The following is a 16,848-nucleotide window of genomic DNA, read 5'->3' as shown; positions in this document are numbered from 1 at the left end:
CCGGCGGTGCCTCCCCGCTCCGTGTCGGATCAGCGGTTCAGGATGTCGGACAGGTCGATGTCGACGGGGTACGGGGCGGAGAGCTCCAGCCTCTTGCGGTGGATGGAGGGCTTTCCGTACTCACCGCGGGCCGGATCCAGCTCGTGGGCGTAGACCACCGCCTCGTCCCCCTCCTGCTCCACCCGCCAGAAGTGCGGGATCCCCGCCTTGGCGTACAGTTGCGGCTTGCGTTCCCGGTCGCGGTCGACCGACTCGGGTGAGACCACCTCGACGACGAGTTCCACCGCCTCGGGCGGGAACCAGGTCTGTTCGAGCCGCGCGAACGCCTCCTTGCGCACGACCAGCACGTCGGGCTCCGGACGCTGTCTCTCGGCGAGGACCACCGAGAACTCCCACGCCACCTTGAGGTGATCGGGGACGGTCGCTTTGAGGCCGTCGCGCAGGACGTCCATGACCAGCATGTGGAACAGCTTCTGGGGGCTCACCAGGACCAGGCTTCCGTCGATGAGTTCGGTGTGCGGCGGAAGATCCGGGATGCGGTCCAGGTCCTCGGCGGTGAACCCGCCGGGAGGGGGCTGGAGCAGGGACCACGGCAACGGCTCGCCGGCGGTCTCGGCCCTCGCCACAGTGGGTGCGGACATCTCGTCTCCGATCATCGGATCGTTCTCATCGCCGACAGTAGCCATGTCCATCACCTCACCGGGGTGGTATCCGGAAATCATGCCACCGACACCCGCCGGAGGGTGATTCTCGCCGCACCCCCGGGCGGGCCGGGCGGCGGGAAGCCCGATAGGGACGGCGATCCGGTCATCGGATGTGGGAAACCCCGACCGAACCCCCCTGGAAAAGGGAGGAAAGGGCGTATATCGTTCCCCCTTGTGACGAACATCTGGGGACTGACCCGCCGCTGGCACATCGACCTGTGCCGTCGCGGTTGTCAGGCGTGTAGCTAGGTCCACGCGCGCCCGTCCGGGCGAAGCGCCGCACACCCTTCCCCTGCCCGCCCTCTCCGGGGCGGGCCTCCGCACGTCACCTCTTCTCCGGTGACACCCGCACACATTCCCCGAGCCGGAGATCCGCACGCCCACAGGCCGACCGCCGCGGCGTGCCCGTGCTCCGGTGCACCCACCGCTTGGAGTCACTTCCGTGTCCGCACAGACCGCCACGGTCAAGCCCCGGCGCCGCCTGCGGCTCCCGTCGTTCGGCGTCCAGGTCCTCCTCGGCCTGGTCCTGGGCCTGGTCCTGGGCTTCGTCGCCCTCCAGATCGGCCCCGCCGGCGAGGAGCCCAACTGGCTCGCCGTCACCCTCCAGACCATCGGCAGCACGTTCGTCTCCCTGCTGAAGACGGTCGTCCCGCCGCTGATCATCCTCGCCGTCATCTCCTCCATCGCCAACCTGCGCAACGTCACCAACGCCGCGCGGCTGGCCTGGAAGACCCTGCTGTGGTTCGCCGTCACCGCCCTGGTCTCGGTGGCGATCGGCATCGCCCTGGGCCTGGTGGTCCGCCCCGGCGTGAACAGCTCCGTCGACCCCGGCACCGTGGCCGAGCCCTCCGGCAGCGGTTCCTGGCTCGCGTTCATCGAGAGCCTGGTGCCCGCGAACTTCCTCGGCCTGGCCGCCGACACCTCCGCCGCCGAGGACGGCACCCTGAGCACCTCGCTGGGCTTCAACGTGCTCCAGCTGATCGTCATCGCGATCGTCCTGGGCATCGCCGCCGTCAAGACCGGCAAGGCCGCCGAGCCGTTCATCTCGTTCACCGAGTCGGCCCTCCAGGTCGTCCTCAAGGCCCTGTGGTGGATCATCCGCCTGGCCCCGATCGGTACCGTCGGCCTGCTCGGCAACGCCGTCTACAGCTACGGCTGGACCACCATCGGCGCCCTGGGCAAGTACACGCTGACCGTCTACCTCGGCCTCGCCCTGGTACTGTTCGTCGTCTACCCGGTGCTCGCCCGCGTCAACGGCCTGTCCCCGGTCAAGTACTTCACCGGGGCCTGGCCCGCGATCCAGCTGGCCTTCGTGTCGCGCTCCTCGATGGGCACCATGCCGGTCACCCAGCGGGTCACCGAGCAGAACCTGGGCGTGCCGCGCTACTACTCCGCGTTCGCGGTGCCGTTCGGCGCGACCACCAAGATGGACGGCTGCGCCGCGATCTACCCGGCGATCTCGGCGATCTTCATCGCCCAGTTCTTCCCGGACATCTCCCTGGGCATCACCGACTACCTGCTCATCGTGTTCGTGTCGGTCATCGGCTCGGCCGCCACCGCCGGCACCACCGGCGCGACGGTCATGCTGACCCTGACCCTGTCCACCCTGGGCCTGCCCCTGGAGGGCGTCGGCCTGCTGCTGGCCGTCGACCCGATCCTGGACATGGGCCGCACCGCGGTGAACGTGGCCGGCCAGGCCCTCATCCCGGCGATCGTCGCCAAGCGCGAGGGCATCCTGGACGTGGCCCGCTACAACGCGCCGCGCGACGCCTCCGGGTTCGTGCCGCTGGACGAGCCCACCGCCGAGGACGGTGCCGACCGCGAGGGGGCCGAAGAGGTCGCCAAGGTGCCCGCGGGCGCCGCGAAGGAGTAGCCCTCCCGCGCCCTGCGCCGAAACGGCCCGCCGGAACACCGGCGGGCCGTTTCGCGTCACCGGAGAGAACCGTCACGATGGGAACCCCGGGGGCACCCCGTTCGTCCCTGGAGTGTGAGGGAAGCGAGAGGAACGACATGTTGCGCCGCTTGGTAACACCCACTGTGCTGACCGCCGGGATCGCGACCGCGGTGGTGAGCGCCGCGGTGATGCCCGCGGCCGCCGACACCGTGCAGCCCCCGGAGAGCAACGCCATCGTCCAGGAGCTGGAGGACGACGGCGTCTTCATCGACCCGGCCGTCGGGGACGCCATCCCCGCCGCCGAGGAGAGCGCCCTGGAGGCCGCCGCGGCCGGGGCCGACACCCCTGTCTACTACGTGATCCTGCCCACCGACGCGGTCGGCTCCGACTCCGCGCTCAACGCGCTGATGGAGCCGGTCATGTCCGACGTGGGCGACGGCCTGTACGGCGTGCTGGCGGGCTCGGAGGAGTTCCGCGTCCTGTCGCCGAACGTCGAGGACACCGAGGCCATCCGCGAGGTCGCCCTGCGCGAGGGGGGCGGCAACCAGGTCGACACCCTGGTCGCGGTCCCCGACGCCGCCCAGGAGGTCGAGGACGCCGCCGCGGCCGGGACCACCACGCTGTGGATCCTGCTCGTCGTCGCGGTGCTGGTCGCGGGCGGCATCTTCCTCGTCGTCCGCAACAACCGCCGCAAGCGCGAGGAGCTCAAGGCCAAGCAGCTGGCCGAGATCAAGCAGATGGCCACCGAGGACGTCGTGCGCCTGGGCGAGGACGTCGCGCGGCTGGAGATCGACCTGTCCGCGGTCGACGACGAGACCCGCACCGACTACTCGCGCGCCATGGACGCCTACGACCAGGCCAAGACCCGGCTGGACACCATCCGCGAGCCGGAGGAGATCCGCCAGGTCACCAACTCCCTGGAGGACGGCCGCTACTACATGACGGCCACCCGCGCCCGGCTCAACGGGACGCCGGTGCCGGACCGGCGCGGGCCCTGCTTCTTCAACCCGCAGCACGGCCCGTCGGTGGAGGACGTCACCTGGGCCCCGCCCGGCGGCTCGCCCCGCTCGGTCACGGCCTGCGCGTCCTGCGCCCAGGCGGTCAAGAGCGGCATGAACCCCGACGACGTGCGCATGGTCGAGGTCGACGGCCGCCGTGTCCCGTACTACGACGCGGGCCCGGCCTACTCGCCCTACGCGGGCGGCTACTTCGGCATGGACATGATGATGGGCATGTTCACCGGCATGATGATGGGCCAGATGATGGGGTCCATGATGGGCATGGGGATGGGCATGGGCATGGGCGACGCCACCGGCGACGTCGGTGCCGAGGGGGACTTCGGGGGCGGTGACTTCGGCGGGGGCGACTTCGGCGGGGGCGGCGACTTCGGAGGCTTCGACTTCTGATCCCCGCATGACGCGAGGGCGTGTTCGGTGGATGCCTTCGAGCGGTCCGGCGCTTGCGCCGAATGCCGGGAGCGGCCTCGCGACCGCGACCCGGAATGATCAGCCGAACACGCACCGGGGCCCCGGACCGCACGGTCCGGGGCCCTTCCCGTGCCGCGGCGGCCCCGCGCCGGGAGGGCCGACCGCCCGTCAGGGGGCGGTGCTCCGGGCCGCGTCCAGGTCCCCGACCCAGGCGGCGACGCGGTCGGCGGTGGCCTCCGGTCCGGCGTCGGTGGTGTCCACGAGGGTGAGCGGCGGTTCGAGCCGGTCGGCCTCGCGCTCCACCCAGGCGGCGAACTCCAGGGTCTCGGCGATGCGCTCCTCGTCCCACTCCCGCCAGGCGGGCCGGGACCGCAGCCGCTCCGCCAGTACCCGCGGGTCGCAGGTGAGCGCCAGGTAGTGGACGCCGTCGAACAGCGCCCGCTCGGGCAGCGGCTCGAACTCCGGGGGGACGACCGTCCCGCACAGCACGACCGGCCGCCCGCTCTGCTGCACCATGGCGGCGGTGCGCAGCCAGGTGGAGCGGAACAGGCGGTGGTGGTCGGCGGGGTCGCGCAGGCCCCCCACCCAGAGCAGGTCCTGTTCGAGCACGACGAACCGGTCCCGCAGGCGTTCCAGCAGCAGCCCGGCGACGGTGGACTTGCCGGTGCCGCTGGGGCCGGAGACGCAGTAGAGCGGGAGGCGGAGGAAGGGGCGGGTGCGGCCGCAGAAGCGGCACAGCAACACGGAGACCCCCGACGAGGTGTCGGGGGTCGGGTCCCATTCCCCGCAGTGAGTACAGATCAGCGGGTGCACGGGGTGGTTTCTCTAGTCGAAGAGGTCCTCGAGGAAGCTCTTCCGGCGGCGCCGGTAGGGGCGCGGCGAGTCGCTGTAGCCGCGCGGGGAGTCCGGGTAGCCGGGACGGTATCCGCGGGGGGAGTCGGGGTACCCGGGGGTCGGGTAGCCCGGCCGGGGCTGGCCCTGGGGCACGTAGCCGCCGGAGGGCGGCGGGGCCTGCGGGTCGGGCGGCGGGGTCGAGCTGTAGTGGCGCTTCTCGGCTTCGACGATGCGCTCGAGCTCGCCTCGGTCCAGGAAGATGCCCTGGCACCCGTCACACCGCTCGATGTGCACGCCGTGACGGTCGAACGTGCGCATGTTGCTTTGGCATTTGGGACAGATCACAACAGGACGCTACTCTCATCGGCGTTAAGGAAACGTAAAAACGGCCCGGCCGCGGGGCTCGGGCCGTTGCTCTGGAGCCTACTCCGGTGAGGCCAGCATCAGGGAGCGGGCCGCCTCGGTGACGCTGCCCGACAGGGACGGGTACACCGCGAAGGTGTGCGCGAGGTCGTCCACGGTCAGCCTCTGCTGCACGGCCACCGACACGGCCAGGATCAGTTCGCTGGCGCGCGGCCCGACGATGACGCCGCCCAGCACGATGCCGGTGTGCTGGCGGCAGATGAGCTTGACGAAGCCGTCCTTGACCTCGTTCATCTTGGCGCGCGGGTTGGTGTTGAGCGGCAGCGTGACGGAGCGGCCGTCGATGCGGCCGCTGCGCACGTCGTCCTCGCTGGCGCCGACGGCGGCCAGCTCGGGGTGGGTGAACACGGTGGAGGCCACCGTGGACAGCTTCAGCGGGGCGACGGCCTCGCCCAGGGCGTGCCACATGGCGATGCGGCCCTGCATGGCGGCCACGGAGGCGAGCATGTTGACGCCGGTGCAGTCGCCGGCCGCGTACACGCCCGGGACGGTGGTGCGCGAGACCCGGTCGACCTCGACGAACCCGCCCCGGCCCAGGCGCACGCCGGCCTCCTCCAGGCCGAGCCCGTCGGTGTTGGGGATCATGCCGACGGTCATCAGGCAGTGGGAGCCCTCGACGGTGCGGCCGTCGGAGAGGGTGACCAGCACCCCGTCCTCCGTGCGCACCACCGACTCGGCGCGGGTGCGGTTGAGGACGGTCATGCCGCGGCGCAGGAAGACCTCCTCCAGCACGCGGGCGGCGTCGGGGTCCTGGGTGGGCATGACGTGCTCGCGGGAGGAGACCAGGGTCACGTTCGAGCCGAGGGACTGGTAGGCGCTGGCGAACTCGGCGCCGGTCACGCCGGAGCCGACGACGATGAGCTTCTCGGGCAGCTCGTCGAGGTCGTAGAGCTGGCGCCAGGTGAGGATGCGCTCGCCGTCGGGCCGGGCCGAGGGCAGCTCGCGCGGGTGGGCGCCGGTGGCGACGAGCACGACGTCGGCGCGGATGCGGGTGTCGCCGACGGCGACGATGCGCGGGTCGACCAGGCGCGCCTCGCCGCTGACGACCTCGATGCCCTCCTTGACCAGCCGGGCGCGGGTGTCGTCGGACTGGGCCTGGGCCAGGGCGAGGATCCGGTTGTTGACCGTGGGCATGTCGACGCGCACCGAGGACTTGCCGTCGAGCTGGTCGTCGACCTGGATGCCCAGGTTCTCGGACTCGCGCACGTAGGTGGTGCGGGTGGAGGTGGCGATCAGGCTCTTGGAGGGAACGCAGTCGGTGAGGACGCAGGCGCCGCCGATGCCGTCGCGGTCCACCACCGTCACGTCCGCGCCGAGCTGCGCGGCGACCAGTGCCGCCTCGTAGCCCCCGGGACCGCCCCCGATGATCACGACCTTCGTCACTCTGCTTCACTCCCTCTGCGGCCGGCCGTCGTACCGCCCGTCCCGGTCGGGGGCGGTGGGCATGACGGGGCGGCATGTGGTTCTCTCGCCTTACCCCTATTGTCGGCCATACCGACCGGCGGATTCCGCACCCGCCCCGGCCGGGGGTCGGGCATTCCCCTTACCGCCACCGTAGCGTTGCGTTCCGGAATCATCCGGCTACACGGCGGTAGCATCCGCTGTGTGAGTGAAACAGAGCAGCCGCCGACGACGACCGCCGAGGCCCGGGCACTGGCGGCCGACGCGGCGCACGAACTCCTGACCCGGGCCGGGGCCGACGGCTTCGACGCCCTGGTGGTGCTCGGTTCCGGGTGGACGGACGCGGTGGACACGCTCGGTTCGCCGGACATCGGGTTCGAGGCGCGGGAGCTGCCCGGTTTCCTGGCGCCCGCCGGGGAGGGCCACGGCACCACCGTCCACAGCATGTGGGTGGGCGACAAACGAGTGGTGGTCTTCACAGGGCGCCTGCACCTGTACGAGGGCCACGACCCGATGCGGGTGGTGCACGCGGTGCGCACCGGCATCGCCGCCGGGGCGCGGCTGGCGGTGCTGACGGGCTCGGTGGGCTCCCTGCGGGTGGACATCGCGCCCGGGCAGCCGGTGGTGCTGAGCGACCACATCAACCTGACGGCGCGGTCCCCGCTGGTCGGCCCGACGTTCGTGGACCTGTCGTCGGTGTACAGCCCGCGGCTGCGCCGGCTCGTCCACGAGGTGGACGCCTCGCTCGCGGAGGGGGTGTACGCCGCCACACCGGGGCCGCAGCTGCAGACCCCCACGGAGTCGAAGGTGCTGCGCCAGGCGGGGGCGGACGTGGTGGGGCGGTCGATCCCGCTGGAGGCCATCGCCGCCGTGGAGATGGGCGCCGAGGTGCTGGGGCTGTCGATCGTGAGCAACGACGCCCTGGGCGCGGTGCTGGAGCCGTTCGACGGGGAGCGGGCCATGGAGATCGTCCGGCAGCGGGCGCGCCGCCTGGGCGAGCTGCTCAACCGGCTGCTGGTCCGGGCCTGAGGGCCCGGTCGGGGGAAAGGAGAGGGACCCGGCGGTGCCGGGTCCCTCGGCGCTCTCCGGGCGCGTCGCGCGGGACCCCCGCAGGTCCTTCGATCGCGCGACGCGGCCCGGAGGCGTCGTCGCGGGGCCGCCTCCGAACGGACCCGTCCGGTACCGGCGTGGCGAGCGTACACCCCGAGGCCTTGGGGTGGACGGTACCGGCCGTGCTCCGTCCGGAGGCGTGTGCCCCGCTCCGGTGTCCCGCCCGTGCAGGATCCCCGCAGACCCCGTTGGACTCACGGGCCGTGGGACACCGTTTCCTCTTCCCGTTGTTCGTCGGAACAGCTCGTCAGAACAGCGTGGCGCCTCGGAGAAGGTCCGGGCGGGCGGCCATCCGCGCGAAGCCCTCCCGCCCGGAACACTCTCCATTAGGCATGCCTTACCTAACCAGAGCCGACCGGGTCCCGTCAACCCCGCGCACCGACGAAGAAAGGACCCGGCCCCCGCGCGGGCGGGGACCGGGTCCGGATCCGGGAGAGGGGGCTCAGGCCAGCAGGAGGGCCGCCGCGACCAGGACCGCGACGGCGCCAGCGATGACGACCACCTCGACCGAGACCATCGTCTGGGGGCGGTCCTCGGCGCCCAGCGCCGCGGGCCCCGCCTCGTCGATGTCGCGGATCGGGCCGGCCAGCGGGCGCGCCTTGTGGCGCTCGGCGTCCTGGCGCAGCTGGAGGGCGGCCCGGTCCATCGGGCGCATCTCCCGCGGGTCCTCCTCGTCGGGCCCATCCATGAACCCGCCCTCGCGGCGCAGGTTGTCGCGGACCCGGGCGCGCTTGGTCTCGCGCAGCGGCCAGGAGCGCACGACCCCGTCGGTGGTGTGCACCCGCAGCACGTCGACCACGTCCACCCACCGCACGGCCGCCCAGGGGACGAAGGTCTCGCGCAGCGGGTTGATCACCCGCAGGCCCCGCTCGGTGACCACGATGCGCGGGCGCAGCCACACGAGGTACACCAGCGCGACGCTGGCCACCAGGACGGCGCCGTACAGCCGGATCTCCGGCCCCTGGCCGCGAAGGAACAGGTCGGCCAGCAGGAGCACGGCGACGACGATCCAGACCACGGCCAGGACCCGGGAGAAGAGGGAGTAGTGCACCGTCGGGTTGGCACCCGCCGCCGGTCCGCTCATCGGTCGGCCGCCCACTTCAGCTGCGCGAAGCCGGGCTTGATGACACCGTTGATGAGCGCCAGGCGCTCGTCGAAGGGCAGGAACGCCGACTTCATGGCGTTGACCGTGAACCACTGGACGTCGTCCCAGCCGTACCCGAAGGCCTCGGAGAGCCGGGCGAACTCCTCCGACAGGCTGGTACCGCTCTGCAGCCGGTTGTCGGTGTTGACCGTCACCCGGAAGCGCAGGTCGCGCAGCAGGCCGATGGGGTGTTCGGCGATGGAGGGGGCGGCCCCGGTCTGCACGTTGGAGCTGGGGCACATCTCCAGGGGCACGCGCTTGTCGCGCACGTACTGGGCCAGCCGGCCCAGGCGGGGCGCGCCGTTCTCGGTGACGGTGATGTCGTCGATGATACGCACGCCGTGGCCGAGCCGGTCGCAGCCGCACCACTGGAGGGCCTCCCAGATCGACGGGAGGCCGAACGCCTCGCCCGCGTGGATCGTGAAGTGGAAGTTCTCCCGGCGCAGGTACTCGAAGGCGTCCAGGTGCCGGGTCGGCGGGTTGCCGGCCTCGGCCCCGGCGATGTCGAACCCGGCCACCCCGGCGTCGCGGTAGCGGACGGCCAGCTCGGCGATCTCCGAGGACCGCGCGGCGTGGCGCATGGCGGTGACCAGCTGCCCGGTGCGGATGCCCCGCCCGGCGTCGGCGGCGCGCTTCTCGCCCAGCTCCAGCCCCTCCTGGACGGCCTCGACGACCTCCTCCAGGGTGAGCCCGCGCTCCAGGTGCTGCTCGGGGGCGTAGCGCTGCTCTGCGTAGACCACGCCGTCGGCGGCCAGGTCCTCGGCCGCCTCGGCGGCGACCCGGACCAGGGCGTCGCGGGTCTGCATGACCGCGGTGGTGTGCGCGAACGTCTCCAGGTAGCGCTCCAGCGAACCGGAGTCGGAGGCCTCGCGGAACCAGTGCCCCAGCTCCACCGGGTCGTAGGTGGGCAGGTCCTTGTATCCGACCTCCCGGGCCAGCTCGACCACCGTGGCGGGCCGCAGCCCGCCGTCGAGGTGGTCGTGCAGGAGCACCTTGGGCGCCCGCCGGATCTGTTCGACTGTGAGTGGCTGGTTCATGTACTCAGAATGCCACCGGCGCCGCACCCGGCCCGACACCCCGGCGCGAAGTTACCGGGAACCCGGTAGATCCACGGCGTCCGCGCAGGTCGCGCCGGGGGCCGGAGGGCTCAGAAGGACACCGCCTCCTCGGCGGCCGGTACGCGGTCGCGGCCGTCCGCCGCCAGGGCGGTGAGGGCCGTGGTCACCAGGAACCGGGTGCCGACGCCGATGGCGCGCTCGTCCACGTCGAAGGTCCCGCGGTGCAGGTCCAGCATGGGCCCGTCCCAGTCCGGCGAGTGGGTGCCCAACCGGGCCAGTGCGCCGGGGACGTTCTCCAGGTACCAGGCGAAGTCCTCCCCGCCCAGGCTCTGCGGGGTGGGCGAGGCCGCGTCCGGCCCCAGGGCCAGGGCGGTGGCCTCGCGCATGACGTCCACACTGGACGCCTCGTTGATGGTGGGCGGGACGCCGCGTTTGTAGGTGACCTCGGCGTCGGCCCCGTAGGCGGCGGCCACCGACTCCACCAGACCCTTGACGATGTCGGGGGCCGCGTGCCACGCCTCGTCGTCCAGGCAGCGCACGGTCCCCTCGGCGACCGCGTCGTCGGGGATGACGTTGGGCGCCGACCCGGCGCTGATGCGGCCCCACACCAGGCTGAACCCGGCGCGCGGGTCGATGCGGCGGGAGAGCGCGGCGGGCAGCTCGGTGACGACCTTGCCCATCGCGTACACCAGGTCGGCGGTCAGGTGGGGGCGCGCGGTGTGCCCGCCCGGGCCGGACAGCCGGACCGTCAGCTGGTCGCAGGCGGCGGTGATGCCGCCGGTGCGCAGGCCCACCCGGCCGACCATCAGCCGGGGGTCGCAGTGCAGCGCGAAGATCCGGTCGACGCCCTCCAGGGCCCCGGCGTTGATCACCTCGACGGCGCCGCCGGGCAGCTCCTCGGCCGGCTGGAAGACCAGCCGGACCCGGCCGGGCAGGGCGCCCGCCCGGTCCTGCTGGGCCAGGAAGACCCCGGCGGCCAGCAGGACCGTGGTGTGGACGTCGTGGCCGCAGGCGTGCGCGGCCCCCGGGACGGTGGAGCGGTAGGGGACGTCCTTCTCGTCGGTGAGCGGCAGGGCGTCGATGTCCGCCCGCAGGGCGACGGTGGGCCCGGGGCCCGAGCCGATGTCGCAGACCAGCCCGGTGCCGCCGGGGAGCACCCTGGGGTGCAGCCCGACCCCGCGCAGGTGCTCGACGATCCGCCCCGTGGTGCGATGCTCGGCGAAGGCGAGTTCGGGGTGCATGTGCAGGTCACGGCGGAAGCCGATGAAGTCCCGCTCGCGGCGCGCCAGAAAAGCGGTCAACTGTTCCGGCAGGTCTCGTCCCTGCATACGAGGGCCCTCTCTACGCTTTCGCCCATGTCTTACCGAGCGCCGGCGCCGTCGCCGGCACCGACCCCTGCACGGGTGGGTCCGTCGTCGAGCTCGGCCGCGAGCATGTCGACGACGTCGTCGAGGGTGCCGCCCTCGGCGATGACCGCGCGCTGACGCTCGTAGGAGGCGCCCTTGTCCAGGATCTCGGAGATCAGGTCCAGGTCCTCGGCGCAGCCCAGCCGGGTCGCGACCGGCCTCAGTTCGCGGACCAGCTCGTAGAGGTCGTCACGGATCGGGACGGTGGTCCCTCGGCCGTCCGTGATGACGCGAGCGTCGAGCCCGTAGCGGGTGGCCCGCCACTTGTTGTCCCTCACCAGCCAGGACGGCGGGCTGGGCAGCCGATACCCGCGGTCGAGCTGGTGATCGAACAACTCCACCAGGCTCTGGGAGAGCGCGGCGGCCATTCCCACCTCGCGCAGGGTGGGGATCCCGTCGAACATCCGGATCTCGATGGTCCCGAAATCCGGGTGCGGACGAATGTCCCACCACACTTCTTTGATGGATGCGATGGTACCCGCCCTGAGAAGCGTTTCGAGGTATTCCTCGAAAGCCGACCAGTTCGGGAGGTTCGGCGGCGGACCGGAAGTGGGCAGCGCGCCGAAGATCACGGAGCGGGCGGAGGCCAGACCGGTATCGTGACCCGCCCAGAATGGACTGGAGGCGCTCAAAGCGAGAAAATGCGGGAGATACCTCGCGAGCGCGTTCACGATGGGAATGGCCTTGTCCTGGTGGCGCACGCCCACGTGCACGTGGACGCCGCAGGTGAGGATGCGCCGGGCGACCCACTGCATCTGCTCGACGAGTTCCCGGTACCGGGCGCCGGGGCTGAAGTCCTGGTCCCGCCAGTCGTCGATGGGGTGGGTGCCGGAACAGGTGAGCGTGGTGCCCCAGGGTGCGAGCACCTGCCGCATGCGGGAGACGTTGCGGGCCAGGTCGTCCTTGGCCTGCTCGACCGTCTCGCAGATCCCGGTGACGACCTCCACCTGGGACTGCATCAGCTCGTGGCGCAGTGGGGGGACCACCGCCGCGGAACTGAGTTCGGGGAGTTCGGAGAGGAGCTTCTGCGCCTCCTGCCGCAGGTGCCGGTTGCGGCGGTCGACGAGCTGGAGTTCCCACTCCACGCCGATCGTCGCGCGTTCGGACGACTTGAATGCGGTTCCCATCTGCCCTCCGAGGGGGGAGTCTGCCGAACTTTTCGTTCGGCGAACCGGTCGCGCCCCGGCGGGGCTCTCGGCCGGGACACGGGAGGACTACCCCCTCGGAACCTGGAACATACGGGCACGGGGGACCTTCGGCGTCATTTTCCGCTAACAGAGTGTCACACTAGGCAACAGGACGTTTCCGCCGCCGCAACAGCCACGCCGTGAGCCCTCCCGCGCCCAGCGCCCCCGCCGCCGAGAGCCCCGCCGCGAGGCCGCGCCGCACCCGCCTGCGCTCGGCCGCCTCGACCGGGTCCACCCGTACGACGGGGGCGGGCCGGGTCCAGTCGATGCCGTTCTCCTCCGGCAGCGGCAGCGAGCCCGTGTAGGGCGGCGGCACCGAAAGCCGGGTCGCCGTCCACGCGGCGCTGAACATGACCAGGCGCATCACCAGGTTGATCCAGACCAGGAGGCCCACCAGCACCGCGAACGACGCGTACAGCGGGTTGCTCAGCGTCCCGGTCAGCAGCAGCGCCGCCGCGGCCTTGAGGACCTCGAACCCCACCGCGCCCAGCAGGGCGCCCCGCCACATCGTGCGGGCGGGCCGCCCGCTGCCGGACAGCAGCGCGAACACCAGCATGAAGATGAGCGCGTTCGCGCCGATGGCGATCGCCAGGGCCAGCAGCCGCAGCGCGATGTTCGCCACGATCGACCCGTCCAGGCCGACCAGGGACAGCAGCCACCGGGTGGCGGCCTGGGCGACACCGGTGACGGAGACCGACAGCAGCAGGGCCAGGCCCAGGCCGATCATCACCAGCAGGTCCGCGCCCTTGGCGAGGAAGGGGTTGGGGCCCTCCTTAGGGTTCTTCAGCCAGATCGAGTGCAGGGCCTCGCGCAGCGCCGACACCGAGTTCAGGCCCGCGTACAGCAGGCCCACCAGGCCGAACAGGCCGGCGCCCACCCGGGCGTCGGCGATCTGGTCGATGGGCAGCTGCTCCGAGAGGCCGGGCAGCACGTCGTCCAGCGCCCGGTCCAGCTGGCCGCCCAGCTCGATCTGGAGCGTGGCCAGCACGAACCCGACCGCGGCGAACGCCAGCGCGAGCAGCGGGAAGAACGACAGGAACGCGAAGTAGGTGACCGCGCCCGCCAGCTGGTTGCCGTTGCGGTCGGCGTAGCGCTCGTAGGCCCGCACCAGGTGGTCCACCCCCGGCCGACGCCGGCGCAGCGCCCAGTAGGCGTCCATGGACGTGTTCCGGTAGTGCCGGACCGTCTCCCTGGCCCTGTCCAGCACCGAGGCCACCGCGCCCTCCCCCACCTCGTCGAACCGCAACGCTAACGGCCTACCCGCTCTGTCGCGAAGGTCCCACACCGGACACTCCCGGACTTGGGCAGACTTGGAGGGACAGAGGCCGACCGGGGGAAGGGTGACGACGTGGGGGGCGCGGGGGCGCGGTGGAGGGCCGCGCTGGGCATGCGGTCGGCGGGGCCGCGGGGGGAATGGCCGACGGAGGCGCCCGACGCCGACGGGCTGGCCAAGGGCTTCGACGCCCTGTTCGGGGAGCCGCCCGCGGGGGTGTGGCACGCCCCCGGCCGGGTCGCGCTGCTGGGCGAGCACACCGCCCCCTCGGGCGGGGTGGGGCTGTACGCGGCGCTGCCGTGGGGGGTGACGGCCGCCGTGGGGGCCGTGCCCGGCGACCCCGGGGTGCGGACCGCGGCGCTCAGCGGGCCGCTGCGCGCCCGCGGCGCGGAGGGCGCGGCGGTGGCCCGGGCCGTGGCCGCGGCGCGCCGCACGGGGCTGCTGGAGGCCGGGACGGGACTGCGCGTGATGCTCGGCTCCGACCTGCCCGGCGACGCCTCCCTGGGGTACTCCGGGGCGGTGGGGGCGGCGGTGGCGCTGGCCCTGGCCGACCTGGCCGGGGGCCCGCCCCCGGAGGGCGGCACCGTGGACCAGCGGGTGTCCCTGGCCGCCCGGCCCGGCTGCGCCGTCCGGGTCAACCTGCGCACCCTCGGCACCACCGTGCTGCCCTTCGACCCGGCCGCCGAGGACCTGTGCCTGCTGGTGGTGGACACCGGGGCGCTGCCCCGCCGCGACCCCCGGCCCGGCCACGCCGCCGACCTGGAGCGCGCCGGGAAGGTCCTGGGGCCGCTGAGGTCCGTCCGCGACCTGCCCGCCGCGCTGTCCCGGCTGCCCTCCCCCGCCCAGCGCCGCCGGGTGGAGTACGCGGTGACCGAGGTGCACCGCCTGAACGCGGTGGTGGGCCTGCTGCGCGCCGAGCGGTTCGGGGAGGTCGGCGTGATCCTCACGGCCTCGCACCTGTCGCTGCGCCGGGCCGGGCTCCCGGTGCCCGAGGTGGAGCTGGCGGTGGAGACCGCCGGCCGGGCGGGCGCTCGCGGGGTGAGGATGAGCGGCTGGGCGGGCACCGCCCTGGCGCTGGCCGCCGACGACCGGGTGGCGGGCATCGGCGCCGCCCTGGAGGAGGCCTTCGCCGGCCGGGGCCTGGTGCCGCCGCGGGTGCGCTCGGCGCTCCCGGCCGCCGGGGCGCACCGGCTGCGCTGACCGGGGGCGCTCCCCACGGGGGCGGCCCGCGGCCGCCTCCGCACCCCGGGGACGCCTCCGGAATATCCCCCGGTTCCGGATCAGGGTCGGTTCATCGAACCCCGCTACCCTTTCTGCGATCCCACACAGTGGAGGCCGTGACCACGGACCTTCTGCGTCGCGGAGGAGATAGGCGGTTCGATGGCAGACCGACGGCACCGGGAAGGCTCCGACCCGACCGGTGAGCACGACAGACCGGGTGTCTTCCGGCGCAAGGGCGCCGGGGGCGGGGACGGGGCCGACGCGTTCGAGAAGCTGTACCGGGGCCGGGAATCGGAGCAGCGGGTCGTCGGCGAGACCCGGCGGATGCCCGCGGCCGGGGACGTCCCCCCGCTGCGGCCCGAGCGCCCGCAGCGCCGCACCCACCACGCCGGGCGCGAGTACGACGGAACCGGCCGCACCCGGCGGCGCCGCCAGAGGACGGCCCGCAAGGCCCGCAACGTGACCGTGGTGACCCTGGTGGTGCTGCTGGCCGCGGTGCTGGTGCTGCCCACCTGGTTCTACCTGTGGTCCAACGCGCGCCTGCAGCGGGTCGACGCCCTCCAGGACTACGAGGGCCGCCCCGAGCGCCAGGACGGCGACGTGTACATGATCGTCGGCTCCGACAGCCGCGACGGGCTGGACGACGACCAGATCCGGGAGCTGTCCACCGGCCGGGCCGAGGGCCGCCGCACGGACACGATCATGCTGCTGTACATCCCCGACACCGACGACGCCGAGCCCACCATCATCAGCGTCCCCCGCGACTCCTACGTGCAGCTGGCCATCCCCGGCTACGCCCCCAACAAGATCAACACCGCCTTCGCCGACGCCGTCTGCGGCACCGACGAGGAGGGCGAGGAGGTCTGCGGCGGCCCGGCGCCGCTGGTGCGGACCTTCGAGCAGGCCTCGGGCGTGCGGGTGGACCACTACGTGGAGATCGGCATGGGCGGGTTCGTCGGCCTGGTCGACGCCGTCGGCGGCGTGGAGCTGTGCCCCGAGGAGCCGATGGAGGACCCCAAGGCGGGCCTGGACATCGAGGCGGGCTGCCAGACGATGGACGGCGGCACCGCGCTCGGGTACGTGCGCACCCGCGCCACCGCTCGGGCCGACCTGGACCGGATCGCCCGCCAGCGGGAGTTCTTCTCCGCCCTGGTGCAGGAGGCCAGCGCCCCGGGGACGCTGTTCAACCCCTTCAAGTCGGTGCCGCTGGTGCTGGAGGGCACGGACATGTTCGTGGTCGACGAGGGCGACCGGCTGCGCCACCTGGCGACGATGCTGCTGGCCATGCGGGGCGGCACGCAGACGACCGCGATCCCGGTGGGCGCCACCCCGACGCTGCCCGACGTGGGCTCGGTGGTCCAGTGGGACGAGGCCCTGTCCCAGGAGATGTTCACGGCGATGCAGGAGGGCGAGCCGATCCCCGACAGCGCCTTCCAGGACTGACCCCCGAGCCCCCTCGGACGTCGTCCCCCCTGCCCCTCCCCCGCTCCCCCGGAGACCCGGCCCCGCGGCGGTCGGGGCGGGAAAGGCGAAGGGCCCGGTGCCGAAGCACCGGGCCCTTCTTCGTGACGTTCCGTACTGTGCGCGCCTACCCCCCAGCGGGCGCACGGCCGGCACGTCGGCTCGTGGGGCCTGAGCGGCGAAACCCGCTCTGGCCTGCCGGTTCTCACCGGCGTGACTCCACTGTAAGTCAAAGTTCGCACAAGGTGCGAATCGAGTTCACGTGTCCTATGTCGCACTGGCTCCGTGACCCGACGCAGTCATCA

At 72.7% G+C, this 16,848-nt stretch carries 14 protein-coding genes; 5 read left to right on the top strand and 9 right to left on the bottom strand.

What is annotated here, in order from left to right; genetic code table 11:
- Positions 1–29 precede the first annotated feature (29 nt).
- A complete protein-coding gene (locus tag KGD84_RS04835) occupies positions 30–641 on the bottom strand; it encodes a Uma2 family endonuclease (protein WP_255647051.1) in 612 nt (203 codons plus the stop codon).
- Between the two features lie 505 nt (positions 642–1,146).
- Here KGD84_RS04835 and KGD84_RS04830 point away from each other — a divergent pair.
- Together KGD84_RS04830 and KGD84_RS04825 are read left to right on the top strand one after the other, a co-directional pair.
- The gene (locus KGD84_RS04830; RefSeq protein ID WP_220564896.1) at positions 1,147–2,577 is read left to right on the top strand and encodes a dicarboxylate/amino acid:cation symporter; all 1,431 of its coding nucleotides are present in this window, start codon (positions 1,147–1,149) and stop codon (positions 2,575–2,577) included.
- A gap of 137 nt (positions 2,578–2,714) precedes the next feature.
- Positions 2,715–4,004 (top strand): chemotaxis protein CheA, encoded by a 1,290-nt coding sequence (locus KGD84_RS04825; protein ID WP_370634661.1) that lies wholly within the window; start codon positions 2,715–2,717, stop codon positions 4,002–4,004.
- 189 nt (positions 4,005–4,193) lie between these two features.
- Here KGD84_RS04825 and KGD84_RS04820 read toward each other — a convergent pair whose 3' ends face one another.
- From KGD84_RS04820 to KGD84_RS04810, 3 genes are all read right to left on the bottom strand, one after another.
- Positions 4,194–4,838, bottom strand: a complete 645-nt coding sequence (locus KGD84_RS04820) for a P-loop nucleotide/nucleoside kinase family protein (protein WP_220564895.1) — start codon at positions 4,836–4,838, stop codon at positions 4,194–4,196.
- Between the two features lie 12 nt (positions 4,839–4,850).
- Positions 4,851–5,204 (bottom strand): TFIIB-type zinc ribbon-containing protein, encoded by a 354-nt coding sequence (locus KGD84_RS04815; protein ID WP_220564894.1) that lies wholly within the window; start codon positions 5,202–5,204, stop codon positions 4,851–4,853.
- Positions 5,205–5,282: 78 nt separating this feature from the next.
- Entirely contained in the window at positions 5,283–6,665 is a 1,383-nt protein-coding gene (locus KGD84_RS04810; RefSeq protein WP_220564893.1) for an NAD(P)H-quinone dehydrogenase, read from the bottom strand.
- 222 nt (positions 6,666–6,887) lie between these two features.
- On the opposite strand from KGD84_RS04810, the gene KGD84_RS04805 reads away from it, so the two are divergent.
- Positions 6,888–7,712: a purine-nucleoside phosphorylase gene (locus tag KGD84_RS04805; RefSeq protein ID WP_220564892.1), complete on the top strand. Its 825-nt coding sequence runs from the start codon at positions 6,888–6,890 to the stop codon at positions 7,710–7,712.
- Between the two features lie 523 nt (positions 7,713–8,235).
- Here KGD84_RS04805 and KGD84_RS04800 read toward each other — a convergent pair.
- The 5 genes from KGD84_RS04800 to KGD84_RS04780 form a co-directional block, all read right to left on the bottom strand.
- Positions 8,236–8,877, bottom strand: coding sequence for a PH domain-containing protein (locus tag KGD84_RS04800; RefSeq protein WP_220564891.1), 642 nt, complete (start codon positions 8,875–8,877; stop codon positions 8,236–8,238).
- Positions 8,874–9,974: an adenosine deaminase gene (locus KGD84_RS04795; RefSeq protein ID WP_220564890.1), complete on the bottom strand. Its 1,101-nt coding sequence runs from the start codon at positions 9,972–9,974 to the stop codon at positions 8,874–8,876. The genes KGD84_RS04800 and KGD84_RS04795 overlap by 4 nt, the downstream gene beginning before the upstream one ends.
- Before the next feature lie 110 nt (positions 9,975–10,084).
- Complete coding sequence (locus KGD84_RS04790) at positions 10,085–11,323, bottom strand: M20 family metallopeptidase (protein WP_220564889.1); 1,239 nt, start codon at positions 11,321–11,323, stop codon at positions 10,085–10,087.
- A 32-nt stretch (positions 11,324–11,355) separates the two neighbouring features.
- Positions 11,356–12,528 (bottom strand): glutamate--cysteine ligase, encoded by a 1,173-nt coding sequence (locus KGD84_RS04785; RefSeq protein WP_220564888.1) that lies wholly within the window; start codon positions 12,526–12,528, stop codon positions 11,356–11,358.
- Positions 12,529–12,688: 160 nt separating this feature from the next.
- Positions 12,689–13,834, bottom strand: coding sequence for a YihY/virulence factor BrkB family protein (locus KGD84_RS04780; protein ID WP_255647049.1), 1,146 nt, complete (start codon positions 13,832–13,834; stop codon positions 12,689–12,691).
- 102 nt (positions 13,835–13,936) lie between these two features.
- Between KGD84_RS04780 and KGD84_RS04775 the strand changes: the two genes are divergently transcribed.
- Both KGD84_RS04775 and KGD84_RS04770 read left to right on the top strand, forming a co-directional pair.
- Positions 13,937–15,061 (top strand): galactokinase family protein, encoded by a 1,125-nt coding sequence (locus tag KGD84_RS04775; RefSeq protein ID WP_220565540.1) that lies wholly within the window; start codon positions 13,937–13,939, stop codon positions 15,059–15,061.
- Positions 15,062–15,241: 180 nt separating this feature from the next.
- Positions 15,242–16,525: an LCP family protein gene (locus KGD84_RS04770; protein ID WP_220564887.1), complete on the top strand. Its 1,284-nt coding sequence runs from the start codon at positions 15,242–15,244 to the stop codon at positions 16,523–16,525.
- The last annotated feature ends 323 nt before the right edge of the window (positions 16,526–16,848 follow it).

The sequence above is a fragment of the Nocardiopsis changdeensis genome (assembly GCF_018316655.1).
Lineage (GTDB): Bacteria > Actinomycetota > Actinomycetes > Streptosporangiales > Streptosporangiaceae > Nocardiopsis > Nocardiopsis changdeensis.
The sequence above is the reverse complement of the archived record's forward strand: the minus strand, read 5'-3'. Positions and strand labels throughout refer to the sequence as shown.